The following is a 26,023-nucleotide window of genomic DNA, read 5'->3' on the forward strand; positions in this document are numbered from 1 at the left end:
TAAATCAGAAAACTTATCCGGAGGCAGAAGTGCAGGAAATTTACTTTGCACCGGCTAAGCATTTGTAATAGAACAAATAATTGCATTTTTTTGCAAAGACTGATAAACCAAACTTCATATTTCAGGTAAAGCCCATCTACATGAATCTTTTTATAAATGATAAGCCTGTAAAGTTCATTCAAACAGATAAGTACCTGGATTTAGCGAACCAGTATTCGTCTGTAGTAGATGGCAAACTGACCGCTGTAAAAGCACCCCTGTTAAAAGGACATGTATTGGTGGTAGAACCTACGGTTGTGCTGCTGTACAAAATTTTTACATTAATGCGTGTAAAAAAGCTCAAAAAGCTCCAGTCCATAACGTTTGCAACGGCCAATAAAAAGGAATTAGTAAGGGCAGTAAAAAAACATTTTAAAATAATAAAGGCGGCGGGCGGCATTGTTAGTAAAGACGACCGCATATTGTTAATGTACCGGCTAAAAAAATGGGATCTGCCTAAAGGCAAGCTAGATAAAGATGAAAAATCTAAAATTGGAGCCGTACGCGAGGTAGAAGAAGAGTGCAATGTAAAAGTGAAGCTGGAGCATAAAGTATGTTCTACCTGGCATACATATATGCAGAATGGCAACCGTATTATGAAAAAAACGAAATGGTATGCCATGACTTGTCTGGATGATTCAGCCATGAAACCACAGCTAGAAGAAGATATAGAGCAATTAATTTGGGTAGATCCGGAGCAGGCTAAAATATTATTAGCTAACTCCTACCATTCTATTAACTATGTAGTTGATAAATATTTTCAACAGCAAAAGGCTTTGCAGGAAGGAAACAATAATCAGGTAGGATGGCTTTAACTGCGGAACTTCAACAGTTCTTATTTTTATCAGCTAAGCAGCTATTTACATAAGTGAATATTATATATGCTGAAATAGCGGTGGTCCAGCACTTCATCAAACTTATAGCCGAACTCTAAATGTTTGGGCTTGGCTCCGAAGTTTACATTCCGGATGTATTTGTACAAGGTGTTGAATATGGCTGAATCATGGCTGATACCCCCATACAGAATTACCTTACAGGTTTCCGGATTTAATTTCAGTTCCTGCATCACCAGCATTGTATAATAAACAAAATCCTGTACACTGGTATAATAATAGGTGTTACAAAACTCCAGTTGCTGCCCGTCTACCAAGGCAATGGTCAAATACGATTCTTCTATCAGGATGGATAACGCCTGGGAGGGTTTTGCTAAAGATGCATTATTATACTTTAAGCCCTCAATAAAGGCACTTGTATGATGAACCAGCTGAATATGCTTATTTAGATAAACTGCTTTAAACCATTCTATTGATTTCCGCTGGGCAGCAAACACATTCACCATACCTGAGCTGGTATGTTTGTAATACTGCACATCCATAGGCTCCGAAGTGGTATCAGCGGCAAGCTGTAGGTAATCAGCAGCTTGTTCTGGCTTAAATACGGCTTCCGGAATAAGCGTAAAATGCTGATTCTGGAAAGATAAAAAAATGTTTTGCCAGAAGCCTGCCTGCAACACCATATGGTCGTCGAAAATCAGGTTGAGCTGGTCGAGCAATTGTTCGGTAAAAAGGATAGAGGAAAAGCTATAATCTTCCAGCCAGAGGCATTTGTTAACACGGGTGTCTAGTATGCAAAATCGGAAACTTTTGTTTCCGATTTGCATAGAAAGAGTATACTCAGGTATAGAATCGACGTTGAATTCGTCGTCCTTTACACTTTGAATCTGTTTAAATTTTACGCCTGTTGTGCTCAAATTAGCTAAAATAATTATTCCCAGTTACCAGCTGTACTTGCTTCTTCTCTAGAACCTACTTTTAACGCATTTTCATTATTATTTCTTCTTCGTTGGGGGTTAACTGGCGCTGGGTCTCTGAACTCAAACACATCTACCTCCAGGTTATTCCGTTTTACCCGGCCACCATATATCTCAAATTTTTTACCACCACTACCCGGGATTACAGAAATAGAATTAGGGTCGAAATCCGGGTAACGGCTGGCAGGGAATAACGAGTCTTTTACAGGTACAGTACCTAAGGTATCAAACTTTACTTTTGTATATTCTATGCCACGTGAATCTACGCTGTCGATGGTTTCTGTGCGCTGTATGTTTAGAAAGCGGTCATTTTTAATAAAATTGGTTAGTTCATCCCAGCTACCGGCATATTTACCATGTACCGAATAGAAGCCAAGCTGTAAATTTCTCAGCATTTTTAGTTTGTCAATCACGCGGGCTTCTATTGATGCAATTCTTCTTTGTTCCATGATAGGTCCCCGGATGCCATCATATATTTTGTAGGCTAAAAAAAGAATGGGGATTAAAAGTACATAAGTAAAAATCTTTGTCTTGGTCATCGTAGTGTAGGTTTTGCAAGTATAAAATTTAGTATGCAATATAAAGAATTTTCTGTTTTTACGGAAAAAGCAATACTATAAATAGAAAAATTTCAATAAATCAGAAATAGCCAAGCTTTTCGGTCCGGCAATAAGTCTTAATATGCCGGGTAAGAATTATGCATTTTTTGTGAGAAAGTTACCCTTTAACTGGTAAATATCAGCCAGCGTGCTACAGTAGCTAAACAAATTATGCACTTCCGCAGGCAGATAATTTCGAATTTCCTGTATAGTCATAAACTTTACTTCTCTGATAATCTGCTGTTTCAGTTCTGGGTCGGTTCCGGTAGCTATATGCCCGCCGGTGCGCCTTACCAGAAAAAACAATTCTACCGCCTGCAACGCCTGGCTGCTGTACTCATTCACACATAAAAAATCTAGTACATCAATTTCCAGCCCGGTTTCTTCCCTGAATTCTCTTTGCAGGCTTTCCGCTGCCGATTCGCCAAACTGAATGCCTCCACCTGGAGGGCACCAAAACAGATTTGATTTATTTAATCCACGGTGATTTACCAGAAGTATGCTGTCCTTTTCAATCAGGATGCCGCACACCCGTACCCGCACTCTGTTGCCAAATGCCTGTACTACTTCCGGATGAATATCTTGCATAGTATTTATTTTTGAACAAATAAAGTAAGTATATACACCGGCCAAATTAGTAAATTACTTATCCATTATAAGAGCGGCATCCATATATTTTACCGGTGCAGCACTACAATCAGAAGGTAATTATGAGTAAATTTGCTTTGCGCAAGCCTACATCCTAGCTGCACACACGTACGCTATACACTTCAGATTGTTGCCAGTATCAGACGCATTATGAAAGTATCTCCGGCCCAGCTATTGGCCAAAAAGTTTCCCTTTACTCCTACACAAGGCCAGGCCGATCTGTTCAGGTTGCTGGAATATTTCATACTGGAAAAAGAAAAATACCGGCAGGTATTTCTGCTGAAAGGCTTTGCCGGTACTGGAAAAACAACCGTTGTAAGCACCCTGATAGAGGTAGTTCGCAAGTTCGGCTACAAATATGTGATGCTGGCACCCACCGGCCGGGCCGCTAAAGTAATGACCAATTACTCTAAGCAAAAAGCCTCTACTATCCATAAAAAAGTCTACTGGCAAAAGGCAGATCCGTATACTGGCAATCTGGTATTTGAACGGCAGAAAAATTACCACACTAATACCATTTTTGTGGTGGATGAAGCCTCCATGATTTCTGATGAAACAGATTTTATTGGCGGGAATGGTCTGTTAGCCGACCTGATAGACTATGTGTTTGAAGATGAAAGCAACAAATTAATGCTGATTGGCGATGCGGCTCAGCTACCACCAGTAGGCCGTATTCTGAGCCCAGCACTGGATAGTGAGTATTTAAAGCTCAATTTCGATGTAAGTGTATTAGAGAAAGAGCTGGAAGAGGTAATGCGGCAAGACGAGCAATCGGGTATTCTGATCAACGCCACTGCCTTGCGGAATGTATTGCTGCAAAACTCTACGGATGTTAAACTGCATACCAAATATTTTCCTGACATTTACCGGATGACCAGTGAAAAACTGGAAGATGGCCTCCGGTATGCCTACAACAAATATGGTACGGAAAACACCATTATCATTTGCCGGTCAAACAAAGCTGCTACCCAGTACAACCAGTACATCCGCCGGACTATCCATTTTACGGAGAATGAGATTGATGTAGGAGATATATTAATGGTGGTGCGTAACAATTACACTACCTTAGATGAAGGAGCCCCGGCAGGCTTTCTGGCCAATGGTGATTTTGTGGAAATTATGCGGGTGCGGAGTACAGAAAATATGTATGGCTTCCGGTTTGCTAATCTGCAACTCCGGCTGATCGATTATCCGGAACAACCAGAATTTGAAGCAAAAATCTTATTAGATACCTTACATTCTTACGCACCGGCTTTAAACCAGGAAGATAATAAAAAGCTTTACGACAATGTAGTGACGGATTATGCCTATATCCGTTCTAAAAAAGAGCGGAACGAAGTGATAAAAAAAGATCCCTATCTGAATGCGCTGCAAGTAAAGTTCGCTTATGCGCTTACCTGCCATAAATCGCAGGGTGGGCAGTGGAATGCCGTGTTCGTAGATCAGGGATTTCTGACGCAGGAAGGAGTGAATGCCGACTTTTTGCGCTGGCTCTATACAGCCATGACGAGAGCAACCAATGAATTATTTTTGATGAATTTTGACCCGCAATTCTTTATTATTTCGTAAATAACCTTACGAAAGGAAATATTTCAAAATTTCTTACGTTCTGGTGGCAAGGTTCTTGCAAAATCTGTTTTCAGCAACGTATACCTATTTATATATTTGTATTAATTATTAAAACTAACAATTATGAAAAAATTTGCACTCTTTGTATGTAGTTTGTTTTTTGCCTTTGCCGCCTTGGCTCAGAATCAACCTGCTACACAAGCCAAAGCCTCCGCAGCTAAAATTGCCTTTGAAGAAAAAACACATGACTTCGGCGATATTAAGCAAGGCGACAAAGTAGATTACACCTTTAAATTTAAAAATACTGGTACAGAGCCTGTAGTAATCTCCAATGTACAGACTACCTGCGGATGTACAGCTACTAACTGGACTAAAGAACCCATTGCTCCAGGCAAAACCGGCGAAGTTTCGGCTACATTCAATAGTGCCGGTAAAATGGGTCAGCAAAACAAAGTAATTTCTGTGTATTACAATGGCGGTATGGAAACAGTGTCTATTGTGACAAATGTGCTTCCTGCTAAATCTGATGCATCAGCCAAGCAGAGCCAGAAATAACATTAACTTATGCAAGTATCTAAAAGCCCTTCCAACGAAGGGCTTTTTGCTTATAGGCAGATTCACCAGAGGCAGGTATTACGTATGGTATATTTACCAGGCAACGTTGCTAAGAACAAGTAACTTTTGTATATTCTTCCGTAGAATAGCCTATTCCAGATTAGTATGAGAGATATGTTAAGTGTAGAATTGAAATATAAGCTGTTACAGGTTATTCAGCAGTATTATCCTGTAGGCCTTCCATATTTAAATGCAAAATACCCCGGATATCAGGAGTTACGCAGTATTCTGGAAAGTAAAATAAATACCTTGATTAAAGAAGAAAAACTTGAACCCTGGGCAAGTCTGGTTGAACGCCTACAGATAGTTTTTCCTCAGAAGCCAGTGTACGATCATGCATATATTCAGTATCCAAGTGTATGGCTTTGTGTAGAGCTGGGCTCTCAGGAGGATTCTTTCCTGAAAAGGACTACCAATCTGCATGTATATATATCTTTGTTAGCACCCTATTATACCATTTCTCTGGAAGAATACATTGTACCAGTAACGTATAATGAAAATTTAGCTCCCTCTCTTGTATCCTATTATAAAACGTATCAAACTGCCTCCATTATTGAAAAACAACAGTATTTTGATAAAGTCCTGGAGGCCATCAAGGTATATTATGCGGCTTATACCTACCTGGATTTTCATGCCATACATTTCCTGAAAATAACTGGGGCTATTCCGCATGGGGAAGATGAAGAAACGATGCATGTAACCTATCCTGCCTGCGATTTCCTGTTTGGTTCCGGCTCAAAATCAGGCACCCTACATTGGGTTTAACAACCAGGTGAGCCAAAGAGGGAACAGGTTTACCTTTACTAACGCTAAATTTGGTTGAAGGCAATAAATTGTTAATATTCGCAGCAAGCATTCATTTATTTGCCTTTTGCGGTGGCCAAGAAAGTTCCTGTACTCCAGATAAATAATTTCCAGCAAGTAGCAGCCATTCTTCCAAATGTATATGTGCAACGCATGGAGGAGCACCTGGCCCAGTATCAATTCATCAAAACCCCTCACCGCCACGATTTCTATTGTATCTTTTTATTCACACAAGGCACTGGCACGCATATTATTGATTTTAAAACATATGAAGTAACGCCGGGAAGTGTGTTTTTTATGTCACCGGCGCAAATGCATACCTTTCAGCTGTCGGCAGATACAGATGGATATGTGGTTTTTTTTACTCCCGAATTGTACCTACTGGAAAATACCCGCCATACATTGGCGCATTTCCCCTTTTTTCATTATACAGCTTCTCCCTGCATGGTTCTGAATGGGAATATCCGGACAGCCGTTACAGAAATTGTTATCCGCATCTATCAGGAATACAGGGGGAATGAACCGCACAAACAAGCCATTATTAGCTCTTATCTGAATATTCTGTTAATCAAATTAAGCAATCAATATAGCCAGGTCAATCATCCGTCGTTATCGTCTCATCTGCTTCACCAAATCCGGCAGTTAGAATCACTTATTGAAAAGCATTACCTGGCGCATAAACCAGCCGGCGAATATGCAGAGCTAATGAACATATCTCAGAAGCAATTAAACACCATCTGCCAGACAGCTTTATCTAAGCCGTTGAGTACCATTTTGCAGGAGCGAATTATTTTGGAAGCCAAACGGCTGCTGGTACATACCCACCTGACCATTGCACAGATTTCTGCACAACTCAATTTTACAGATAATTCCTACTTTACCCGTTTCTTTAAAAAAAATGCCGGGCTTACCCCTGAGCAATTCCGGCAGCAGTTCCAATAAGTACCATCAATACCGCTTTTTGTTCTATCAATCCTGCTTTTTATACGTTATTTTTGTTATCGTATTAAAGTAATTTAACATGATAGGCAAGGGAAGTAAAATATATAGTGTCGTACAAGGGGTTTGTCCCCGGTGCCAGGAAGGGAAAGTATTTACCTATGCTCCTTTCAAATCTATTGAATTTACCCAGATGAATGAACAATGTGCCCGATGTGGCCAGGCTTTTGAACCTGAACCTGACTTTTATCAAGGTGCCATGTATGTCAGTTATGGGTTATCGAGTGCGTTGTTCTTATCGGTAGGCGTACTGATGTTATTCTTTCTGAACCTGGGATATGTAGTCACTTTCAGCGTTATGGGCGTAATAGCTATTTTATCGCTGCCCATTATTTTCCGCGTATCCCGCCTGATCTGGTTGAATTTCTTTGTGAGCTACAGACCTTCAACCATAAAGCAGCCTCAGCCAGGAAATAATTAGCCAGCAATGTTCGCTAACGTAGAATAGGTTTTACTACATCCCTGTTTTTCTCGTCTCCACTTAACTGTGTTACAGCCCTCTTATGTAAAAGGTAGTGTGCATATGCTTCAGATTTAGCATATTAGCTATACTCAGGCACTTTGCTATCTGGAGCTACACCTATATTACACAGGAGATGAAAAATCAATTGTACTGGCTATGTCAGCTTTTTGGATGGACATATCATTTTTCAATTGATAGTATGCGGTACGTCAGCCTGTTTGGCATGAGTACTGGCTTAGTAGCCAATGCTTTCATAAACATACTCTTATGTATAGGCATCACCCATTCCTATCACCTGCTGATTGAAAAACTCGCCTGGCTGGATTTGCCATTGCAAAAGCTTATCCCCCGCATTATTGCTGCCGTAACACTTATGTCCACTATGCTGGCTTTGCTCAATATTCCTATTGATTATTATACCATTCCGGCGATGCGCCAGGTGTGGACAAATTTAAGTGGAATTGCTATTGTATTTATTATTACCAACTGGGGTAAACATTTCTTACTTTGGGCACTTATCTACCATGTATACCAATACTCTGACCGGTCTAGGAAAAGTGAGGTGGAAAAAATTAAATTGTTGGCCTCCGTGAAAGATTTTGAATCTAAAATGTTGCGAGCCTAGTTGAATCCTCATTTTATGTTCAATGCCATGAATAGCATACGGGCATTGATTATTGAGAATCCTGAAAAGTCACAAACATCTATTACCAAACTATCTAATTTACTGCGCAGCACCCTGCTTGCCGATAAGCATACAACTGTAGCCCTGGAGGAAGAATTAAAAACAGTACAAGATTATCTGGCCTTAGAAAAAATCCGCTTTGAAGACAGGCTGCAAGTTGCTATAAAAATAGATCCTTCTACTTTATATGTCCAGGTGCCGCCCTTAATGGTACAAACACTGGTAGAAAATGCAGTAAAACATGGAATTTCTAAATCTGTAAAGGGGGGCATTATTGCTATAGAGACAAAAAATGAATCTAGGTTTACCCATATCTTTATCCGGAACACAGGTATGTTACAACCCTCAAGTTCAGAAGGATTCGGGTTAGCCAACACTAGTCAACGGCTAGCCCTGCTTTTTGGTAAGCAAGCCAGTTTTGAGATTAAACAAGAGCTACCAGATGTTGTATGTGCAGAGTTAATTATACCAATGGAGTTTGCAGGAGAGTTAAAAAGTGTTCTAACATAGAAAGATAGTATTAACCATCAGCTTTTTTCCAATATAATCTTATAGGAGTCGTGTATTTTGATTTACCATTTAAATGAGTTAATAACTATTACTGTAAAATCTATTTAAAATTAAATGAAGGAAAGTATCTTATTTAAGATAAACTGTATAAATTATTCTATTTCTATGTATTTGTTTGGAAGCTTATATCTTACGAGATGAAGAAGATTTACTTTTATTGGATATTCCAGATTATTGGATGGACAGGCTGTTGTTTATTTGAACTCCTAGCTTATTATAATTCCTTTGGTTTCCAAATTGGATTGCTTGTTAATGCCTTTGCCACTTTATCATTGGGAATAGCTATTACTCACTTCTACCGATTACTCATCAAAAAACTCTCCTGGCTTGATTTACCTCTTCAAAAGCTTTTTCCTCGAATAATTGGCTCTGTTGCTCTCATGGCAAACGTGATGACATTGGTTGGTCTTCCCATTGACTATTATACAGTTCCTGCTATGCAGGAGGTAATCGTAAATTTGAACTTGATGCTTGTTTTTCTCTTTGTTATTACTTGGGGAAAATATTTACTTCTCTGGGCACTTTTTTACCATTTGTTTCAATATTATCAACGATCCAATACCATTCGACTGATTCACATCGCAAATCAACTACCTAATAAATAGCAGACCAAAATGTACTTTACTTATTAAGTAAAGTAGCTAATTTCAAATAAATACAAAATTACAACTGCCTAGTAATTCCCATAGCTAGCAGCACCCAGCCAGCAATCATAAGGACACCACCAATGGGTGTAATGGCACCCAGCCATTTGATGCCAGTCATACACAATATATACAAGCTACCAGAGAATATAATAGTGCCTGCCAGCATCAGGTTTCCGGAGTAATGGAGTAGTTTGGAGTCGAGTCTGAAGAGAAGTAAGCCAATAAGTAACAAAGCCAGCGCATGGTAAAACTGGTAACGTACGGCTGTTTCAAATGTGTCGGTACGGCTGGTAGATTCCAGCATTGCTTTTAAAGCATGGGCTCCGAAAGCACCAATAGCCACTCCCAAGCCACCCAGAATGGCCCCACTTAACAGAAATAATTTTTGCATAGATTGAAATTTTATATTCTTTTGCCGGAAACAAAAATAGCAAGACCCCATGAATAAATGTGTATTTCTGGACCGCGATGGTGTACTAAATGAAGAAATAGGTGGCTATGTATATGAACTCGATCAATTAATAATTCCCGAAGGCATGCCAGAGGCTTTGCAACTGTTGAAAAAAGCAGGGTATTTATTAGTGGTGATAACAAACCAGGCAGGTATTGCCAAAGGATTATATACAGAAAAAGAAGTAATGCAATGCCATCAGAAAATTCAGGAGGCTTGCGGAAATGTTCTGGACGCTATATATTATTGCCCGTATCATCCCAGTTACGATTCCGAATCCATCGCCCGTAAGCCGGATTCTTTGATGCTGGAAAAAGCCATTGCCAGATTTAACATAGATGTTGCCCAGTCGTGGCTGGTAGGAGACAGGGAACGGGACATAGAGGCCGCACAGAAGGTAGCCGTAAGAGGAATATTTGTTACCGATGGAAAAGAAAAATGCCCGGCAGCTGTGTACCAGGCAAAAAATTTATATGAAGCAGCAAGTATTCTGTTGAAAGCATAAAAAAAGCAAGATTATATCTTGCTTTTTTGTTCGGTTGTATGCTTTGCCATCACCTGGTCTGTCTTGTCAGCTGTATCAGCTTTCGAGTAAACCGGGCACGTATAGTTTCTGCCACAAGAAGCAAGTGCCACCGTGGCCACTACTGCTAGAATGTAAAGCTTTTTCATAGAGATATTAGTTAGCCTATTCATGTGAATATTGTTTTGTTATTAATGGCCACAGGGAATGGCTTTAAATACCATCTCCTGAATACAAATTTTCAAGGGCCATTTCATAAGCATATCTAAAATTAGTAAAAAAAACGGTGCGTCCTACTGTACTTATTTTACTACAACATAATGCACCGGAAAATAGTGTAATATTTGCTTAAGATATGCTTCAATAACTATTCCCCCTGCATTTCCTCTCTAAATATTATTGCCGGTAGCCTAGTATCTTCAACATAGATTCACTGTCTTGCTCGGGGGCAAACAAGCGAGTAGTAATCTTCCCATTAGCATCCCGGTCTATAATTACGTGTTTTGGCGCAGGGATCAGGCAGTGTTGTATACCTCCATAGCCACCCAGCGATTCCTGGTAAGCACCCGTGTGGAAAAAGCCGATATAGAGTTTTTCATTCTCTTCTATCACAGGTAAGAATACTTCTGATGTATGTGCCTCTGAATTGTAGTAGTCCATACTATCGCAGGTAAGGCCGCCCAGGTTCACTTTATGATACGGATTATCCCAGTTGTTAACCGCCAGCATAATATACTTCTGATTCATCCCCCAGGAGTCTGGCAGATGCGTAATAAAGGACCCGTCAATCATATACCAAAGCTCTTTATCATTCTGTAGCTTCTCATCCAGGATAGAATAGATGGTAGCTCCACTCTCACCAACCGTATAGCTGCCAAACTCAGTAAAGATATGCGGCACCGGTACCAGATTTTTCTCACAGATCCACTGAATATTTTCAATCACCTGCTCTACCATGTACTGGTAATCATACTCAAACGTCAGGGAAGTTTTAATTGGGAAACCGCCACCAATATCAATGGTATCTAGTTCAGGGCAGATTTTCTTCAATTCACAGTATTTGTATACAAAGCGGCTTAGCTCACTCCAGTAGTATGCACTATCTTTCATGCCAGTGTTAATAAAGAAGTGAAGCATTTTAAGCTTATACTTGGGGTTATTGGCAATACGTGTTTTGTATAACTCAATTACATCATTATAGCGGATACCCAAGCGTGAGGTATAAAACTCAAAGTTAGGTTCCTCGTCCGCAGCAATCCGTATACCGATTTGCATATCGGTATTTACCAGCTTATCATACGCATCCAGTTCCCGCAAATTATCCAGAATAGGCACACAGTTATGAAATCCGTCGTTCAATAACTCGCTGATATAGCTGGTGTATAGCTCCCGTTTGTAACCGTTGCAAATTACATAGGTGTCTTTATTTATTTTCTCTCGTTTATACAATTCCTTAACAATGGCAATATCGTAGGAAGAAGAAGTTTCCAGATGTATATTGTTCTTTAAAGCTTCCTCCAGCACAAACTGAAAATGGGAAGACTTGGTACAATAACAATACGTATAACTGCCTTTGTAGCGGAATTTCTTAATAGCATCGTTAAAAATCTGTTTGGCATATTGAATATGTTCGCTGATTTTTGGCAGATACGTAAGCTTCAGAGGTGTCCCATACTCTTTAATAATGTCCATCAAGGGTACTTCATTAAAGTGTAATTCGTTGTTTACTACGCGGAACTCTTCTGTGGGGAAATCGAAAGTTTGATCAATCAAGTCAACGTAACTCTGCATGGGAGGTCTCGCTGGCTTTTTGTTTTTGATAACAGATTCGTGTCTCAATTCTATAACGATTAACTATTTTAAGGATGCGAAAATGGGATAAATTTACAATCTTTGCAAAGCAGAACTTATAAAAATTCATATGTACTATGCTGCCGGGCCCATTGTATGTAAAGAATAGTTTGTTCGCTAAACCTTCTCACCAACAGGTAGTTTATATACCGGTGCGCTTGTAATGACTTATATTTTAATAATTTCGTTTTTGAAACATACCTTTGTAGGTGATTGTTCCCTATGTTGAGTTAATTTTTTGTAAAATATACCTACAGGACTTAAGTAAAAACATATTCCTGTACAACCAATTCTATAATGAACATTGAATCGTCGTTACAACAAACCATTGGACAAGCCTTTAAAGAATTATTTGGTGCAGAACTGCCTCTACAAGACATAAACCTGCAGGCAACCCGCAAGGATTTTGAAGGGTCTCACACCTTCGTTACGTTTCCCTTTGCCAAGCTTTCTAAGAAAAATCCTCAGGAAACAGCCCGCCTTATTGGCGAGTATTTGCAGCAGCATACACAGCTGGTAAGTGCCTTTAATGTAGTGCAAGGTTTTCTGAATCTGACTATTGCCGACAGTGCTTGGCTACAGGTATTTGCGGATATAGTAACACAAGCAGATTTTGGTTTCTATGCTTCTAACGGGCAGAAAGTAATGGTCGAATACTCTTCGCCTAATACCAATAAACCTCTGCACCTGGGGCATCTGCGGAATAATTTCCTGGGCTATTCGGTAGCTGAAATTTTAAAAGCCAATGGCTATGATGTAATCAAAACCAATCTGGTAAACGACCGGGGCATCCACATCTGTAAATCTATGCTTGCCTACCAGAAATTTGGCAATGGTGAAACCCCTGAAACTTCTGGCATGAAAGGCGACCACCTGATCGGAAAATACTATGTGCTGTTTGATAAAGCCTATAAGCAGGAGATAGATGCGCTGAAAGCACAAGGTATGGCTGAAGAGGAAGCGAAGAAAACTGCCCCATTGATGCAGGAAGCACAGCAGATGCTGGTAAAGTGGGAGGAAGGCGACAAAGAAACTGTAGAGTTGTGGCAAAGACTCAATACCTGGGTGTATACAGGTTTTGCCCAGACGTATACCCGCATGGGTGTGGATTTCGACAAAATGTATTACGAATCCAATGTATACCTGCTGGGCAAAGATATTGTAGAAGAAGGCTTAGCCAAAGGAGTGTTTTTCAAAAAAGAGAATGGTTCTGTCTGGATAGATCTTTCGGCCGAAGGGTTAGATGAGAAACTGGTGCTCCGGGCAGATGGCACCTCTGTATACATCACCCAGGATTTAGGTACAGCCGACATCAAATACAAAGATTTTGGCATGGAAAAATCTATTTATGTAGTGGGCAACGAGCAGGATTATCATTTTAATGTGTTGTTTACCATTCTTAAAAAACTAGGCAAACCCTATGCGGATGGCTTGTATCACCTATCGTATGGCATGGTAGATCTGCCTACCGGCCGCATGAAATCCCGCGAAGGTACCGTAGTAGATGCCGACGACTTAATGGAAGAAATGGTGCAAACAGCCACAGCCCGCAGCCAGGAGTTGGGTAAAATAGAAGAGTTTAGCGAAGAAGGTGCCAGAGTTTTATATGAAATGCTGGGAATAGGCGCTCTAAAATATTTTCTGCTAAAAGTAGACCCTAAAAAGCGGATGCTCTTTAACCCGGATGAAGCCATAGAACTGCATGGACATACAGCCACTTTTATACAATATACACATGCCCGAATTTCTACTATCCTGCGCAAAGCTGACCTGATGGATGTGAAACGGGAGGTTAATATACAAAAATTACAACCGGCTGAAAAAGATGTAATTGCCCTGCTGGCTACATTCCCCGACAGGGTAAAAGAAGCTGGGAGAGATTATGCGCCGTCAGTAATATCCCAATATGCCTATGACCTGGCTAAGGAATATAACCGCTTTTTTGCAGAAGTTTCTATCTTCAATGCAGACACTGCCGAAGAAACAGCTTTCCGGGTAGTATTATCTGAACAAGTTGGTAAAACAATCCGCAAGGCAATGAGTTTACTAGGCATCAGTGTACCAGAACGAATGTAGCAGATATGCTGAAACTTTCGTAAATTAGGCATGGTTATGTGCTAGTACATAACCGTCTATACTAAACAGAGCAAATAAACCCTAAACTCCATATACTATGAAACTCTTTTCGTTCACTTTTTTATTGCTCACTTTTTTTGCTGCCCTTTATACCCAGGCCACTATGGACGACAACAAACCTAAGAAAAACCTCTATAGCTTTAAAATGACCTCTATTGACGGAGAAGAAGTAGATCTCTCTCAATACAAAGGCAAAAAGGTATTACTGGTAAACGTGGCCTCTAAATGCGGCTTTACACCACAATACGGCGAATTGCAGGAACTGCACGATAAGTATGGCGATAAAGTAGTGATTTTAGGTTTTCCGGCAAACAATTTTAATAGCCAGGAACCTGGAACCAATGCCGAGATTGCCGAATTCTGCCAGAAAAACTATGGGGTGAAATTCCAGATGTTCGAAAAAATATCCGTTACCGGCCAGGATCAACATCCATTATACCAGTGGTTATCTAAAAAAGAAATGAATGGCTGGAATGATCAGGCACCTAAGTGGAATTTCACTAAATACCTAGTTAACGAAAAAGGCGAACTGGTAAAAATGTTCGACTCTAAAGTGAAACCTATGAGTCAGGAAGTGATTGATGCCATTAATAGCTAATTGAATTGTAATGAGTTAACATAGAGACGCGGGAAACCGCGTCTTTTTTATATATTTTTTGTATGAATCTGCAAGCCTGGCTTTCAGCTATCCGCTTACGTACACTTCCGCTAGCCCTCGCCAGTATAGGCATGGGAAGTTTTCTGGCTGCTTCATTGGGGCTGTTTAGCTTAAAAATTTTTATACTGTGTTCGCTTACTACGATACTGCTGCAAATACTTTCCAATATTGCCAATGATTACGGCGATTCGGTGCATGGAGCAGACAGTGTGGAGAGAGAAGGACCTAAACGTGCGGTACAATCCGGGCTAATTTCCGCCCGGCAAATGCTACAGGCAATTATTCTTCTGGCCCTACTTTCGTTTGGTACGGGTATTTATCTTTTATATGAAGCGCTGCACGATGCTTCCAGGCAAACCATTTTATTCTTTCTGGGCTTAGGGGTTTTATCTATTCTGGCAGCTATTACCTATACCGCTGGCAAGAAGCCATATGGCTACATAGGTCTGGGCGATATATCGGTATTTGTTTTTTTTGGCTGGGTAGGTGTACTCGGTACGTTCTATTTACATACCAAAGGATTTTACTGGCCAAATCTGCTACCGGCTACCAGTTGCGGACTCTTTGCCGTAGCTGTTCTAAATATTAACAATATCCGGGATATAGAATCAGACAGGAAGGCCGGCAAACGCTCTATTCCGGTGAGAGTCGGAAAAGAAAAAGCCGTATTGTATCACTGGGTGTTGTTGGCTTTGGGTGTTGCCGCGGCGGTATGGTATGTGTTACTCACCTATACCAGTATTTTTCAGTTCCTGTTCCTGCTGATTGTGCCATTGCTATGGAAAAATGCCAGAGGCGTGTGGCAAAAGCACAAAGCGGCTGAACTGGACCCCTATCTGAAACAAATGGCCTTAACCACCTTATTTTTTATTCTTACTTTTGGCATTGGCCAACTGATTCATTGGTAATGAACCTATTAAAAAAGTATTTCCATAAATACCGCCCATACATTCAGGTAGATATGCTCTCTTACCTGGTTATTCTGCTGATCATCGGTATATTTTTTATTTTCTTTGCCTAAGCCTACACAAGACACAGACCATAATCTGTTAAATTAAGTCTATCATTTGGTTTTAGGAAAGTAATTTAAGAACTTCCTCCCTCCAAATCTGCCGTATTTAACTCTACTATACAGTTATGAAAAAAATATTAGTGCCTACAGACTTTTCAGAACAAGCTGATAATGCCTTACAAATAGCTGCGGCCATTGCTGCTAAAAATGGAGCCGAAATTCATCTGTTACACGTATTGGATGTTTCGCTGGGAGGAGGCTTTGGGTTCAATACCATGGGTGAACCTACTTCTACAAGTATGATGGATCAGGTGTATATTGTGCAATTGATAGGTATTACTAAGAAACGGCTGGAAGATGTAGCACAAAACCTGAAGGTAGCATCGAATGTTAATGTTTCGGCTGTTGTGCAGACTGGACATATTTACGGAAGCATTAGTGTATATGCCGAGGAAGAAAAATTCGACTTAATTGTGATGGGAACCAAAGGAGCCAGTGGACTGAAAGAGTTATTAGTTGGTTCTAACACAGAAAGAGTGGTACGCAATGCTACTTGCCCAGTACTTAGCGTAAAAAATATCTTGCCGGAATTTACAGTCAATAAAATAGTATTTGCTTCCAATTTTGAGAGTGATCAGCTGGCAGCGGTTGGCCAACTGAAAACCATGCAAGAGTTATTCAATGCACATGTTCACCTGGTATATATCAACGTGCCTAATAATTTTGTAGGTACCCGGGTTATGCGGGCAAAAGCAAATGAGTTTGTGCAACGCTATCAGCTAAGTAAGTATGACTTTACAGTGTATGATGACAATTCGGAAGAAGAGGGCATTATCCATTTTGCTGAAGAAGTAGGGGCCGATATTATTGCCGTTGCTACCCACGGACGTACAGGCCTGGGGCATCTGCTCAGTGGCAGCATCGCCGAAGATATTGTTAATCATGCCAACCGGCCAGTACTGACGTTCAACTTAAAATCGTGAGTAGTGCTGTTTTAGCCTTGTATGTTTGTAGCCGTCGCCTCTTAGGTATACGGCTTTCTCTTTAATAGATATAGTATACATGTTTTTACATATAACAGTCTAATTTTCTTTGACTTGCAGGATATTCAGCATAAAAAAAGGGTACTGTTTGTTGTAAATCCCAAGTCGGGTACCCGCTCCAAAAAAAACATTAGCCAGTTGATAAAAGATAATGTACCATTGGAGTATTTCGATTATCAAATAAGCTTTACCAAAGCTAGGGCACATGCCACCGAACTCGCAGCCCAGGCAGCAGCCAGTGGCGTAGAATATATTATGGCAGTGGGGGGAGATGGCACCATGAATGAAGTGGCCCGGAGCCTGCTATATACGGAAAGTACCCTAGGTATTATACCCATCGGAAGCGGTAACGGACTGGCCCGTGACTTAACTATTCCTCTGGATTTAATGAATGCTATCCGCTTGCTGGTGGAAGGCAGAACAACCACTATAGATTCCTGCACCATGAACGGCCTGCCTTTTTTCTGCACAGCAGGTGTGGGCTTCGATGCGCATGTCGGGCATTTGTTTGCTCAGCAAAAAACCAGGGGATTTCAAACCTATGTTCAAACCACTTTATGGGAATATACCATGTATCAGCCAGAGTGGTATAAGCTTACTATTGGCAATGAGGTAGTTGAAAAACAGGCCTTTCTCGTGAGTTTTGCCAATGCTGCCCAGTATGGAAATAATGCCTACATTGCTCCCCAGGCGAGCATTGATGATGGACTGCTTGATATTTGTCTGATGCGCCCTTTTCCTACGGTGCAAGCCATGAATTTAGGTATTAAGCTGTTTAATAAAACGTTACATGCTTCTACGTACATGGAAACCTGGAAGGCGGCTGGAGCTACCCTAGAAAGAAAAGCACCAGGCCCTGTGCATGTAGATGGTGAACCCCACCAGCTGGGCGAAGTATTAACCGTAGCCATTAAGCCAGGAAGTTTAAAAGTATTAGTGCCCTGAACTAAAAGCAGCTATAAATTAACCAGGAGTTTAAACAGACTATACCCCAGGGCTGGCAAATTTCCGTTATAGGAAACTAGGTTTGTAGTATTATTTGTTATACAGGAGAAAATATAAACGAACATACATACTTTTTAAATATAACGAACATGGGCTTTAACGAACTGATTAATTCTGATACACCTGTACTTGTAGACTTTTATGCAAACTGGTGTGGTCCCTGTAAAATGATGTCACCAATGTTGGAAGAATTGAAGGATAAGATTGGCGAAAAGGCAAAAATTGTGAAAATTGATATAGATAAGAACCCGCAGGCCGCCGATAAATATGGGGTACGGAGTGTACCTACATTGATGGTGTTTAAACAAGGCAAACTGCTGTGGCGTCAATCCGGCGTAGTGCCTGTCCATCAGCTGGAAAGCATTATCGGGCAATATGCTTAAGTGTATATAACCTAATGCCTGTTTACATGAAATCTACCTATAGCTATTATATGGCTAATAGCTATGGGTAGGTTTTATGGGTTATTTTTGAAGCAGGATTAACTACAAATAAATGCCCTCATTTTGCTATTCCAAAGAATGGATATAACTTACCATTTGTAATTATCCATTGTCCAACATGTTTAATTTCTTCAGAAAGAAAAAACAGACTGAAGAGGCAAAAACGCCTCCCCCTCAATTAGCAGATATTAACCAGTTTCCGCTACAAGAAGGAGATCTGGTAGAAGCCCTACGCTACGACCTGGGCAAATGCAAACTGATCCGGGCAGAAAAAGGCTATGTATATGAGTCATTAGCTACCGGACAACAAGTGAGCTGGCTCCGCATGGTAGATGCCATTACCCAGCTGCAAAAAGTGAAGAAAATCATGGAGTAAGCATCTGGTGTTTCCTTAGTAATTGTCTTCTGTTAAATCGGTAAATATATCTACCATTTGTTTGGAAGCTATAGACTGCCATTGGGCAGAATAAATAATTAAATCTTTATGCAATCTGACAAAAAAACAGCTAATCAAGTACATGTAACATCAGAGGTAGGGACTTTACGCAAAGTAATGATTCATAGTCCGGATAGTGGATTGGGCAAAGTAGTACCCTCTAAAGCGCAGGATTGGCTCTTTGAAGACATTGTTCATCTGGACACGATGCGTAGAGGAGAATATGACTATTTCGTAAAGCTGCTTTTATACTTTCTGGATAGAGACAAGGTAAAAGGAAAACTAAAAGAAATAGATGCACTGGCCAACCAGCGAAACTTTTATAAACCGGAACATCCGGATTATTTTAATTCAAATAAGGTAATAGATCCACAGTATTTGCTGGCACATATTCTGGAAAATGAAAGTGTAAAGACTCGTTTGGTGGCTTCTGTATGTGCGGTAGAGCGGTGTTCCTATACCATTCATGAGCAATTGCTTACTTTGCCCCCAACAGAGCTTACCAAAACCCTTATTTCCGGAACTATGCCGGACAAGTCGATGATTTTTGCACCTATTCCTAATTTTATTTTTACCAGAGATATAGGCATTGTCATCAACGATCATATTCTGCTGAATAAACCGGCTAAAATTGCCCGTACCCGGGAGGCTTTATTAACGCAATATATCTTTTATAATCATCCGGTTTTTAAAGACTTACGCGATAAGATTATTGAAATACCCGAAAGTGAACATCATTTCCTGTTGCCAGATGGCGAGAAAGATAGCAAGAGTGTAACCCTGGAAGGAGGCGATGTTATGATTGTGAGCCCAGATCATTTAGTTATTGGTTGCAGCGAACGGACTTCTCCGTATGCAGTAAACCAGGTGATCAAGATTCTTTTCGATAAAAATATAGTAAATAAGGTTTCTGTCGTGTGGATTCCCAAAAAACGGGACTATATGCATATTGATACCATATTCACGCAAGTGAAAAAAGATGTGTGGGTGCTGCTGGGGTCACTTTCCAGGTATGGCGAAGAAATGGAAAAGCAAGATCTGATGGAAAGCCTGATGGATACAAAGGTAAAAGACCGGCTTAAAATTATTCAGTTTATCAAAGGAAAAGAGGACAAACCTATTCATTTCGAATACCTCGAAGATCTGTTATCAGCTATCAGCGAAAATGATCTGAAATCAGGCAAACCTACCAGATTTGTGTATTCCGGAAATAACGAATTTCCTTTTGGTGCCCGCGAACAGTGGACCGATTCCTGCAATTTGCTGGCATTGAAAGAAGGCGTGGTAGTTGGCTACGACCGCAACGATAAAACGGCTGAAGCCTTCAAACAAACTGGTTTTACGGTTATAGGAGCCGCTGAACTGCTAGGCAAGTTTGAGAATGGAGAAACCTCGCCGGAAGAACTGGAGAATACACTTATTTTGTTACCCTCTGCTGAGCTTTCCCGCGCACGTGGTGGCTCTCATTGCATGAGTATGCCTTTGCTGCGCGAAAGCATATAACTTTACACTATTTATATAGCCTGCTTAGGCTATTATTTATATTCATCACGATGCAAACAACTTCACATATATTAATGATTCGCCCGGTACGGTTTGCTTTTAATGAGCAAACAGCCGAAAGCAATGCATTTCAAAACCCGGAATCACCTAAAGCAGCGGCCACCGTGCAGGAAAAAGCACTTCTGGAATTCGACCGCATGGTAGAAGGCCTGCGCAACTTTGGCATAGATGTAACGGTGGTAGAAGATACGCCAGAACCCCATACGCCTGATGCTATTTTTCCCAATAACTGGGTTTCTTTCCACCAGGATGGCAGCGTATGCTTATATCCCATGTTTGCAGCTAACCGCAGGCTGGAACGGCGAGAAGAAATTATTGAAAGCTTGAAAAGAAAATTTAGAGTAGAACGGACACTTGATTTTTCAACATATGAGCGGAATAATTTGTTTCTGGAAGGCACCGGGAGCATGGTACTAGACCGGGTTAATAAAATTGCCTATGCCTGCCTTTCCCCGCGTACAAGTATAGAGGTACTCCAGGACTTTGCTCAAAAATTAGGATATCGGCTGGTGAGTTTTACAGCTACGGACGAAAAAGGTAAGCAAATTTATCATACCAATGTACTTATGTCTATTGCCGATAGATTCGCCGTTGTTTGCCTGGATACAATTGCCGATGCCAATGAACGTGAGCTGGTACTACAAAGTCTACAGGAAAGTGGCAAAGAAATAGTAGAAATTAGTATAGACCAAATGAAGCGTTTTGCCGGAAACATGTTGCAGTTGAAAAACAAACAAGGCGAAGCGGTTCTGGTAATGTCTACGCAGGCCTATAGATCATTAATGCCCGGACAGCTTAAGATACTGGAGAAATATAATCACATGTTTTATTCAGATTTGTCTACGATCGAAAGCAACGGAGGAGGCAGTGCCCGCTGCATGATTGCTGAAGTACACCTGCCAGCAAAATGACATCAGCCAAAAGTTATTATACTAAAAAGGAGCCAGCTAGCAGCTGGCTCCTTTTTAGTAATTCTCTATCCGTACTTATTTATTAGGCCACGAACCAAAAATGCTGCAGTGTGCTCCTAATGCACTGCCATCTAGCTGCCGCTGCACACCACTGTAGGAAGCATTCATAACAGTGCGGGGAGCAAAATGAAGTTTACCATTAGCACTTGTTTCAAATATTTTTCCAAAGTGGCCCATTTCCAATGCATGTCCATTTTCGTGCAAAGCTACGGTTTGTACATCTATTGTATTACCTGCCCCCGTGTTAGACCATGCAAAGCCATCATTATACCAGACTTCTTTCAAAGCGGTGTCTACATATCCATCTCTATCAGCGTCTAGCGGTTGGCCATTTTCATCTACGAAGGTAAGTGTCCAGCAAACAGCTAATACAAAGGGTGCGTCAGCTGGGCCAAATACGCCTTCAAATGCTTCAAAAGGAATAAAACCTGTGTTCACAATATCGGCAACAAAAGGGTTCGCAGGTGTTTTTTCCAGTTCATTTAAAAAAGCAAGCCCGTTAAAAGCACCTAAACTGGCAAATAGCTGCAGAACATAATTAGGATTTGTGGTCTCATTATCTGTTCTTTTTACAATAGGCAAATCAGAGCAGTTGGTAGAAGTATTCCATGTGCTCATGGCCGCGTCTATTTCAGGGGCTGCATTAAAATCTGGGGCAGAGTTATACTTGTTGGCGGTTTGGTAAGTTTTGTCTACCAGATACGTTATATTATTTCCATCGGCAAAGCGGTTCGGATCATTGGGCACCCACTGCGTTGTTAAGCGTTTCTGACGGTCGTTGGCATAAACAATTTGCCCGGCTTGTTTACCGTCCGGACTGGTGAGGTATTCTGCATACAACACCCGGATGCGCGATTTTTGTTTTGTTAAGGAAGAATTTATACTGGCTAGCGCCTGTGGTAGCTTATTAGTAGAGCTGGCACTAATTCTGGCATTGGCATCTGCCGGCGCAGGATGGTGTTCTTTTTCAATGGTACTTGTTTCTTTCTCACAAGAGAAACAAAAAAGCATGGCGAAAAGGCAGATAAAAGCTTGTTTCCGGTTCATAGGTATAAGGTTAAGTTGATAGAAGTAGGTATAACTTCCCGGAAAATATATAAAATATATTGAAAAAGAAACAATTTTTAGCACTTATATCTGCAGTTAGCCTTAGGAAGTCAGCATGTTCTACTCAGCAATTGAAGCACAAACAATGACTGGGAAAATACTGAAAAAAATAAAGCCGGATGTTCGTCCGGCTTCTGGTTACTCATCTCTTCCGTATATCTGCGATGGCGGATAGGTGGCCTCAACAGCCGTAAATGATTCGAGTATTTTGTAAGTATGCCGGGCTCCTTTGGGTACAACATACGAATTTCCTGGCTCCAGCACCACTACTTGTCCTTCGGTATGCAATTCTGCCCGTCCGCTGATTACATAGCCCACTGTTTCATAATCACGGCTTACTTCGGGCTTGGCTTCGTTAGGCTGTTCGTTCTCCCATAAGCGCATAGATATATTCTTGCCAGAGGCCAGATATTTTTCTCCATGTTCTCCTTTGGGTGAATGTGCTGAATCAATTTTAGTTACGGTGGTGTCTCCTTTAGCTTCTTTCATAGTTAGCAGGTTTTAGGTTTATTTACTGGCTTTACGTAGATGTAGGAGATGTGTTACAATTTTACTTTATGTATTGGCCTGGCAACTACATCAGCTGTGATAAGTTGGCTTTAAAGCAGAATATAAATAAAAACAAAAAGCTAAGAGGTATTTCTGCCTCTTAGCTTTTATTATATTGAAAAATATAGTCCCTACTTTTCGTAGCGGTACTGGTCTATGATCTTATAGAGGGCTTTCTGCGTTTCCAGCTCCGGGAAGAATTCAAATAATACCGTGTGCAGATCAAAGTTCAGCACAAGGGCACTTTCCAGGTAATGAAAAGCTTCTTTGTACTTGCCGGAATGAATCAGATAGGCCGTAGCCCGGTAATAAAGCTCTGCTTCGTCTGGTAATTCTTCAATTCCTTCTTCAATCAGATCTATCGCTTTGGTATAATCGCCTTGTTCGTACAACACAAACGACCAGTTAAGCCAAACTTCCGGATTGCCAGGCTCCAGCTGGCTTGCCTGCTCATAGGCTTCCAGACTGGAAACAATATTGCCAATTTGTGCTTCTGCTTCAGCTAACGACAACCAGTACTCGTAATTTTCGGCATGTAAAGCTAATGCTTTTTTGAAATAATGAATTGCCTCATACCATTTGTCTTGTGTATGCAAGCAAGAGCCTATTCCATACCAGCCTTCATCCCACAAACTATCCAGTTTTACGGCCTTCTTGTAATAAGAAATAGCCAGTTCAAACTGGTTCATGCGTTCGTAGGCGGCAGCCAGGCAGCACAATGTTTCCGGATTGGGTTCTTCATGTTCCAGCGTTTTTTTATAACAGGTAACAGCCTGCTGGTAATCTGTCAGATTCATGAAGGCATTTCCCATGTTAAAATGGGCAGAGGCAAAATCATCTTTAATCAGCACGGCATATTCATACGCTTTAATGGCATCTTCAAACCGTTCCAATTTGCTGTAAGCAATGCCAATGTTATACCACGCGTTGTGCGAATAGGGATCGTTATCTATAAACTGCTGGTAATAAGAAAGGCTTTCTTCCAGAGCACCGGTCAAATCCAGGCAGTAGGCTAATTCGTATAAAGCATTTTCGTTGGTAAGGTTATGGTTGATGGCATTTTTGTAATTTTCTATGGCCAGATCAAACTTTCCCCAGCTCTGATACGCCAGCCCTATATTATAGTATACATCGTCTTTTTCTTCCGACCACATCAGTACATTCTCCAGCACTTCCACCGATTTTTCATATTCGCCGGTAAGCGAAAGAATGGTGCCCTTTAAGAATAATACTTCTGTGTCGTTGGGGTTGAATAAGGAAGCTCTTTCCAGCAATTCCAGGGCTTCTTCAAATTTTTGCGTGTTGGCCAGTAGCTGTGCTTTGTCCATCATCAGCTCGGTAGAATAGGGATATTGTTCAAGGGCAAAATTACAGGCGGTGAGGGCTTTACTGTATTTTCCTTCTTCCATGTACTGCCCGATAATTGTTTCATAGGTTTCTATGTCCAGAAAAACAGTTTCGCCGCTTTTGAGCATCTCCTCGAACTGCTGCACCGAATTCCGTCCTTCTTCTTTATCTTTAAATTCCTGTCCCATTCGTTATAAATTAAGGGTGTTACGCAATCTTCTGTCAGAAACAAAAAGATTACAGATTATTTACTGTGTTGAATAAGCTCATTACACGTCCAGGCAATAGTTTCGTCTATTGGGTAGAACGAATAGTGAAGCGTTTGTTTTACCTTTTCATTCATATATATATAATTTTTTCTTGCTGCTTGTGCGGTTTCTCGTGTTATAAGTGGCTCTTTACCAGTAATCAGGCTGCGTATATGTTCTATCCGCCAGGCTACAGAAGCCACTAAGGAATTTACCTGTAGGTAAGGCGGCTTTTTTCCAAAACGGGCAGCGATCTGCTCAAAAAGCTCTTTAATTTTAATACTTCCTCCATTCAATATAAATCTTTCTAACGTAATTTCTGAACGAATCAGCTGAAAAATAATTTGGGCAACATCCCGTACATCTACATAATTGACGGAACCGTCTGTGTAAAAGGCATGTCCGTCCCATACGTATTTAAAAAGTTTTGTGCTGCCCAGCTCCCAGTTACCCGGCCCCAGGATAATAGAGGGATTCACGATCACAGCCGGCAACCCTTCTGCCATTCCACGCCAAACTTCCAATTCAGCCAGGTATTTGGTTTGTGCATAATACGAATTATACGGAGAATGCTCCCATTTAGCCTCTTCATTAATCAGGTGGTCGGTTTTCTTGCGGCCAAGGGCAGCTACAGAGCTAACATAGCATAATTTACTAACACCATTTGCCAGACAAACATTCACTATATTGGCAGTGCCTTCTACATTACTTTTATGCATATGTGCCCGGTCGGCCGGGTTAAACGAGATAACTGCCGCAGCATGAATAACTTCTGTAGCTCCTTGTATGGCCTTGGCAAGCGAAGCCAGATCAAGTATATCTCCTTCTATCCATTCAATGTGTCCGGCTATGTCTTGTACCAGCGTTAAGTCGCTACTGGGTCGTTTAAGTGCCCGTACCTGATACCCCTCCTGTATAAGTTTTCGAGCTACAAAACTTCCTACTAAACCATTACAGCCGGTAATAAATATCATATAAAGTATCTGTCCTAATCTTTAGTGCCTGATTTTTAGCATTATGTAAGCAATACGCCTATTGGGCATCCAAGTTGGTTGTAAAGTTAAGCTATTTCAGCTACTTATTGTTACAAGACAGAGACAAGGCCAATTGAATAGAATGCAGGTTAGTAGGAAGGATAAAATTGAACTACTTTCAGAAAGATAGATGAAGTAAAACCAGTATAATTTGCAAAAGTGCTGGCAGTGTAGATATCTTCCATAAACTTTATAAAC

Annotated in this window: 29 protein-coding genes; 19 read left to right on the plus strand and 10 right to left on the minus strand. The window is 40.8% G+C overall.

Going from position 1 to position 26,023, the window contains the following annotated elements; translation table 11 throughout:
* Window positions 1-140: 140 nt before the first annotated feature.
* Window positions 141-854 (plus strand): NUDIX hydrolase, encoded by a 714-nt coding sequence (locus Q0590_RS12875; protein ID WP_302037956.1) that lies wholly within the window; start codon window positions 141-143, stop codon window positions 852-854.
* A 41-nt stretch (window positions 855-895) separates the two neighbouring features.
* On the opposite strand, the gene Q0590_RS12880 is transcribed toward Q0590_RS12875, so the two are convergent.
* The 3 genes from Q0590_RS12880 to Q0590_RS12890 form a co-directional block, all read right to left on the minus strand.
* Window positions 896-1,789: a DUF3822 family protein gene (locus Q0590_RS12880; RefSeq protein ID WP_302037957.1), complete on the minus strand. Its 894-nt coding sequence runs from the start codon at window positions 1,787-1,789 to the stop codon at window positions 896-898.
* A gap of 14 nt (window positions 1,790-1,803) precedes the next feature.
* Window positions 1,804-2,388: a hypothetical protein gene (locus Q0590_RS12885; protein ID WP_302037958.1), complete on the minus strand. Its 585-nt coding sequence runs from the start codon at window positions 2,386-2,388 to the stop codon at window positions 1,804-1,806.
* 156 nt (window positions 2,389-2,544) lie between these two features.
* Entirely contained in the window at window positions 2,545-3,036 is a 492-nt protein-coding gene (locus Q0590_RS12890) for an NUDIX domain-containing protein (RefSeq protein ID WP_302037959.1), read from the minus strand.
* A gap of 210 nt (window positions 3,037-3,246) precedes the next feature.
* Here Q0590_RS12890 and Q0590_RS12895 point away from each other — a divergent pair, with 210 nt between their 5' ends.
* The 8 genes from Q0590_RS12895 (at window position 3,247) to Q0590_RS12930 (ending at window position 9,406) form a co-directional block, all read left to right on the plus strand.
* On the plus strand, window positions 3,247-4,665 hold the full coding sequence (locus Q0590_RS12895) for an ATP-dependent DNA helicase (RefSeq protein ID WP_302037960.1): 1,419 nt from the start codon (window positions 3,247-3,249) through the stop codon (window positions 4,663-4,665).
* A gap of 123 nt (window positions 4,666-4,788) precedes the next feature.
* A complete protein-coding gene (locus tag Q0590_RS12900) occupies window positions 4,789-5,220 on the plus strand; it encodes a DUF1573 domain-containing protein (RefSeq protein ID WP_302037961.1) in 432 nt (143 codons plus the stop codon).
* 165 nt (window positions 5,221-5,385) lie between these two features.
* Window positions 5,386-6,045 carry a hypothetical protein gene (locus Q0590_RS12905; RefSeq protein ID WP_302037962.1) on the plus strand — a complete coding sequence of 220 codons (660 nt, stop codon included), beginning with the start codon at window positions 5,386-5,388 and terminating at the stop codon, window positions 6,043-6,045.
* A 111-nt stretch (window positions 6,046-6,156) separates the two neighbouring features.
* Window positions 6,157-7,026, plus strand: coding sequence for a helix-turn-helix domain-containing protein (locus Q0590_RS12910; RefSeq protein WP_302037963.1), 870 nt, complete (start codon window positions 6,157-6,159; stop codon window positions 7,024-7,026).
* Window positions 7,027-7,105: 79 nt separating this feature from the next.
* The gene (locus Q0590_RS12915; protein ID WP_302037964.1) at window positions 7,106-7,504 is read left to right on the plus strand and encodes a DUF983 domain-containing protein; all 399 of its coding nucleotides are present in this window, start codon (window positions 7,106-7,108) and stop codon (window positions 7,502-7,504) included.
* 175 nt (window positions 7,505-7,679) lie between these two features.
* The gene (locus Q0590_RS12920) at window positions 7,680-8,171 is read left to right on the plus strand and encodes a hypothetical protein (protein WP_302037965.1); all 492 of its coding nucleotides are present in this window, start codon (window positions 7,680-7,682) and stop codon (window positions 8,169-8,171) included.
* Window positions 8,172-8,741, plus strand: a complete 570-nt coding sequence (locus Q0590_RS12925) for a sensor histidine kinase (protein WP_302037966.1) — start codon at window positions 8,172-8,174, stop codon at window positions 8,739-8,741.
* Window positions 8,742-8,938: 197 nt separating this feature from the next.
* Window positions 8,939-9,406 (plus strand): hypothetical protein, encoded by a 468-nt coding sequence (locus Q0590_RS12930; RefSeq protein WP_302037967.1) that lies wholly within the window; start codon window positions 8,939-8,941, stop codon window positions 9,404-9,406.
* Window positions 9,407-9,464: 58 nt separating this feature from the next.
* Here the strand turns inward: Q0590_RS12930 and Q0590_RS12935 are convergent, their stop codons facing one another.
* Window positions 9,465-9,839 carry a DUF423 domain-containing protein gene (locus Q0590_RS12935; protein WP_302037968.1) on the minus strand — a complete coding sequence of 125 codons (375 nt, stop codon included), beginning with the start codon at window positions 9,837-9,839 and terminating at the stop codon, window positions 9,465-9,467.
* 49 nt (window positions 9,840-9,888) lie between these two features.
* Here Q0590_RS12935 and Q0590_RS12940 point away from each other — a divergent pair, with 49 nt between their 5' ends.
* Window positions 9,889-10,404: a D-glycero-alpha-D-manno-heptose-1,7-bisphosphate 7-phosphatase gene (locus tag Q0590_RS12940; RefSeq protein ID WP_302037969.1), complete on the plus strand. Its 516-nt coding sequence runs from the start codon at window positions 9,889-9,891 to the stop codon at window positions 10,402-10,404.
* A gap of 11 nt (window positions 10,405-10,415) precedes the next feature.
* Here Q0590_RS12940 and Q0590_RS12945 read toward each other — a convergent pair whose 3' ends face one another.
* Together Q0590_RS12945 and Q0590_RS12950 are read right to left on the minus strand one after the other, a co-directional pair.
* Window positions 10,416-10,571: a hypothetical protein gene (locus tag Q0590_RS12945; RefSeq protein WP_302037970.1), complete on the minus strand. Its 156-nt coding sequence runs from the start codon at window positions 10,569-10,571 to the stop codon at window positions 10,416-10,418.
* Window positions 10,572-10,818: 247 nt separating this feature from the next.
* On the minus strand, window positions 10,819-12,213 hold the full coding sequence (locus Q0590_RS12950) for a type III PLP-dependent enzyme domain-containing protein (RefSeq protein ID WP_302037971.1): 1,395 nt from the start codon (window positions 12,211-12,213) through the stop codon (window positions 10,819-10,821).
* 357 nt (window positions 12,214-12,570) lie between these two features.
* Here Q0590_RS12950 and argS point away from each other — a divergent pair, with 357 nt between their 5' ends.
* The 9 genes from argS to ctlX all read left to right on the plus strand — a co-directional run bounded on the left by argS (window position 12,571) and on the right by ctlX (window position 21,480).
* On the plus strand, window positions 12,571-14,349 hold the full coding sequence (gene argS / locus Q0590_RS12955; protein WP_302037972.1) for an arginine--tRNA ligase: 1,779 nt from the start codon (window positions 12,571-12,573) through the stop codon (window positions 14,347-14,349).
* A 97-nt stretch (window positions 14,350-14,446) separates the two neighbouring features.
* Window positions 14,447-15,007: a glutathione peroxidase gene (locus Q0590_RS12960; RefSeq protein WP_378410473.1), complete on the plus strand. Its 561-nt coding sequence runs from the start codon at window positions 14,447-14,449 to the stop codon at window positions 15,005-15,007.
* 62 nt (window positions 15,008-15,069) lie between these two features.
* The gene (locus Q0590_RS12965) at window positions 15,070-15,975 is read left to right on the plus strand and encodes a 1,4-dihydroxy-2-naphthoate polyprenyltransferase (RefSeq protein WP_302037973.1); all 906 of its coding nucleotides are present in this window, start codon (window positions 15,070-15,072) and stop codon (window positions 15,973-15,975) included.
* A 229-nt stretch (window positions 15,976-16,204) separates the two neighbouring features.
* Entirely contained in the window at window positions 16,205-17,062 is an 858-nt protein-coding gene (locus Q0590_RS12970; protein ID WP_302037974.1) for a universal stress protein, read from the plus strand.
* Window positions 17,063-17,176: 114 nt separating this feature from the next.
* Window positions 17,177-18,067 carry a diacylglycerol/lipid kinase family protein gene (locus tag Q0590_RS12975; protein WP_302037975.1) on the plus strand — a complete coding sequence of 297 codons (891 nt, stop codon included), beginning with the start codon at window positions 17,177-17,179 and terminating at the stop codon, window positions 18,065-18,067.
* A gap of 149 nt (window positions 18,068-18,216) precedes the next feature.
* Window positions 18,217-18,510 carry a thioredoxin gene (gene trxA, locus Q0590_RS12980; RefSeq protein ID WP_302037976.1) on the plus strand — a complete coding sequence of 98 codons (294 nt, stop codon included), beginning with the start codon at window positions 18,217-18,219 and terminating at the stop codon, window positions 18,508-18,510.
* 178 nt (window positions 18,511-18,688) lie between these two features.
* Window positions 18,689-18,946, plus strand: a complete 258-nt coding sequence (locus tag Q0590_RS12985) for a hypothetical protein (protein ID WP_302037977.1) — start codon at window positions 18,689-18,691, stop codon at window positions 18,944-18,946.
* Between the two features lie 108 nt (window positions 18,947-19,054).
* Window positions 19,055-20,509, plus strand: coding sequence for an arginine deiminase family protein (locus tag Q0590_RS12990; RefSeq protein ID WP_302037978.1), 1,455 nt, complete (start codon window positions 19,055-19,057; stop codon window positions 20,507-20,509).
* 50 nt (window positions 20,510-20,559) lie between these two features.
* Window positions 20,560-21,480 (plus strand): citrulline utilization hydrolase CtlX, encoded by a 921-nt coding sequence (gene ctlX / locus Q0590_RS12995; RefSeq protein WP_302037979.1) that lies wholly within the window; start codon window positions 20,560-20,562, stop codon window positions 21,478-21,480.
* A 75-nt stretch (window positions 21,481-21,555) separates the two neighbouring features.
* Here ctlX and Q0590_RS13000 read toward each other — a convergent pair whose 3' ends face one another.
* From Q0590_RS13000 to Q0590_RS13015, 4 genes are all read right to left on the minus strand, one after another.
* Window positions 21,556-22,587 (minus strand): hypothetical protein, encoded by a 1,032-nt coding sequence (locus Q0590_RS13000; RefSeq protein WP_302037980.1) that lies wholly within the window; start codon window positions 22,585-22,587, stop codon window positions 21,556-21,558.
* A 198-nt stretch (window positions 22,588-22,785) separates the two neighbouring features.
* The gene (locus Q0590_RS13005; protein ID WP_302037981.1) at window positions 22,786-23,136 is read right to left on the minus strand and encodes a cupin domain-containing protein; all 351 of its coding nucleotides are present in this window, start codon (window positions 23,134-23,136) and stop codon (window positions 22,786-22,788) included.
* Between the two features lie 191 nt (window positions 23,137-23,327).
* Complete coding sequence (locus Q0590_RS13010) at window positions 23,328-24,731, minus strand: tetratricopeptide repeat protein (RefSeq protein ID WP_302037982.1); 1,404 nt, start codon at window positions 24,729-24,731, stop codon at window positions 23,328-23,330.
* Between the two features lie 56 nt (window positions 24,732-24,787).
* Window positions 24,788-25,765 (minus strand): NAD-dependent epimerase/dehydratase family protein, encoded by a 978-nt coding sequence (locus Q0590_RS13015; protein ID WP_302037983.1) that lies wholly within the window; start codon window positions 25,763-25,765, stop codon window positions 24,788-24,790.
* Window positions 25,766-26,023 lie beyond the last annotated feature (258 nt).

Origin of the sequence: Rhodocytophaga aerolata, assembly GCF_030503435.1 — a bacterium.
Taxonomy (GTDB): Bacteria; Bacteroidota; Bacteroidia; order Cytophagales; family 172606-1; genus Rhodocytophaga; species Rhodocytophaga aerolata.

Coding starts and splice junctions, on each gene's coding strand:
- Q0590_RS12875 (WP_302037956.1), top strand. CDS start 141: ATGAATCTTTTTATAAATGATAAGCCTGTAAAGTTCATTCAAACAGAT.
- Q0590_RS12885 (WP_302037958.1), bottom strand. CDS start 2,388: ATGACCAAGACAAAGATTTTTACTTATGTACTTTTAATCCCCATTCTT.
- Q0590_RS12890 (WP_302037959.1), bottom strand. CDS start 3,036: ATGCAAGATATTCATCCGGAAGTAGTACAGGCATTTGGCAACAGAGTG.
- Q0590_RS12895 (WP_302037960.1), top strand. CDS start 3,247: ATGAAAGTATCTCCGGCCCAGCTATTGGCCAAAAAGTTTCCCTTTACT.
- Q0590_RS12900 (WP_302037961.1), top strand. CDS start 4,789: ATGAAAAAATTTGCACTCTTTGTATGTAGTTTGTTTTTTGCCTTTGCC.
- Q0590_RS12905 (WP_302037962.1), top strand. CDS start 5,386: ATGAGAGATATGTTAAGTGTAGAATTGAAATATAAGCTGTTACAGGTT.
- Q0590_RS12915 (WP_302037964.1), top strand. CDS start 7,106: ATGATAGGCAAGGGAAGTAAAATATATAGTGTCGTACAAGGGGTTTGT.
- Q0590_RS12920 (WP_302037965.1), top strand. CDS start 7,680: ATGAAAAATCAATTGTACTGGCTATGTCAGCTTTTTGGATGGACATAT.
- Q0590_RS12930 (WP_302037967.1), top strand. CDS start 8,939: ATGAAGAAGATTTACTTTTATTGGATATTCCAGATTATTGGATGGACA.
- Q0590_RS12935 (WP_302037968.1), bottom strand. CDS start 9,839: ATGCAAAAATTATTTCTGTTAAGTGGGGCCATTCTGGGTGGCTTGGGA.
- Q0590_RS12940 (WP_302037969.1), top strand. CDS start 9,889: ATGAATAAATGTGTATTTCTGGACCGCGATGGTGTACTAAATGAAGAA.
- Q0590_RS12945 (WP_302037970.1), bottom strand. CDS start 10,571: ATGAAAAAGCTTTACATTCTAGCAGTAGTGGCCACGGTGGCACTTGCT.
- Q0590_RS12950 (WP_302037971.1), bottom strand. CDS start 12,213: ATGCAGAGTTACGTTGACTTGATTGATCAAACTTTCGATTTCCCCACA.
- argS (WP_302037972.1), top strand. CDS start 12,571: ATGAACATTGAATCGTCGTTACAACAAACCATTGGACAAGCCTTTAAA.
- Q0590_RS12960 (WP_378410473.1), top strand. CDS start 14,447: ATGAAACTCTTTTCGTTCACTTTTTTATTGCTCACTTTTTTTGCTGCC.
- Q0590_RS12965 (WP_302037973.1), top strand. CDS start 15,070: ATGAATCTGCAAGCCTGGCTTTCAGCTATCCGCTTACGTACACTTCCG.
- Q0590_RS12970 (WP_302037974.1), top strand. CDS start 16,205: ATGAAAAAAATATTAGTGCCTACAGACTTTTCAGAACAAGCTGATAAT.
- trxA (WP_302037976.1), top strand. CDS start 18,217: ATGGGCTTTAACGAACTGATTAATTCTGATACACCTGTACTTGTAGAC.
- Q0590_RS12985 (WP_302037977.1), top strand. CDS start 18,689: ATGTTTAATTTCTTCAGAAAGAAAAAACAGACTGAAGAGGCAAAAACG.
- Q0590_RS12990 (WP_302037978.1), top strand. CDS start 19,055: ATGCAATCTGACAAAAAAACAGCTAATCAAGTACATGTAACATCAGAG.
- ctlX (WP_302037979.1), top strand. CDS start 20,560: ATGCAAACAACTTCACATATATTAATGATTCGCCCGGTACGGTTTGCT.
- Q0590_RS13000 (WP_302037980.1), bottom strand. CDS start 22,587: ATGAACCGGAAACAAGCTTTTATCTGCCTTTTCGCCATGCTTTTTTGT.
- Q0590_RS13005 (WP_302037981.1), bottom strand. CDS start 23,136: ATGAAAGAAGCTAAAGGAGACACCACCGTAACTAAAATTGATTCAGCA.
- Q0590_RS13010 (WP_302037982.1), bottom strand. CDS start 24,731: ATGGGACAGGAATTTAAAGATAAAGAAGAAGGACGGAATTCGGTGCAG.
- Q0590_RS13015 (WP_302037983.1), bottom strand. CDS start 25,765: ATGATATTTATTACCGGCTGTAATGGTTTAGTAGGAAGTTTTGTAGCT.